The 600-nt window shown below is 19.2% G+C and carries 1 protein-coding gene; it reads right to left on the minus strand.

Annotation, left to right across the window (positions count from 1 at the left end):
- Positions 1-82 precede the first annotated feature (82 nt).
- On the minus strand, positions 83-448 hold the full coding sequence (locus G3997_RS05105; protein ID WP_296649130.1) for a hypothetical protein: 366 nt from the start codon (positions 446-448) through the stop codon (positions 83-85).
- Positions 449-600: the final 152 nt, after the last annotated feature.

A 600-nucleotide genomic window follows, 5' to 3' on the forward strand; every position in this document is an offset into this window, starting at 1 on the left:
AGTTAAGTACTATAGTTTTCATATATGTAAATAAGATGTTAGTATTACTACTAACATCTTTTTATACTTAATTTAAAATTTATTAACATACTATAATGTCAACTTTTGATAAATCAAATTTATAATAATCCTCAACTAATTCATGGATTATGTTTTCTAAATGATATATATCTCTTTTTATAAATTCATATTTAAAATCAGTTTCAAAAACTTTTATATCGTTTATTAAAAGTGAAATAAAACCATTTTCTTTTTTAACTTCAATTTTTAGATTTTTTTCATTTAAAGTTTTTAAATTATTTAAAATTCTTTTTAAAATAGAATCTATAGCTATGTATTTATGAGCTCTATAAATATCATTATTACAATCACCGCAATAAGTATATGTAGAATTTGTATCAGATAATAAATATTTAATTGTTGTACTTTTACAATAGTTACAAGTCATTTTTAATAATCTCCCAATAATTATATTTTACTATGTGAAAATTCTTTCACTCAACTTCTACATTATAGCTTTTTTATACTGTTGTATTTTGTCGAAACTTGTATTTTTTATCGATTACCACTATTTACATAATTATAGCTTTATATCATGTA

Source organism: Romboutsia sp. 13368, assembly GCF_018336475.1.
Lineage (GTDB): Bacteria > Bacillota > Clostridia > Peptostreptococcales > Peptostreptococcaceae > Romboutsia.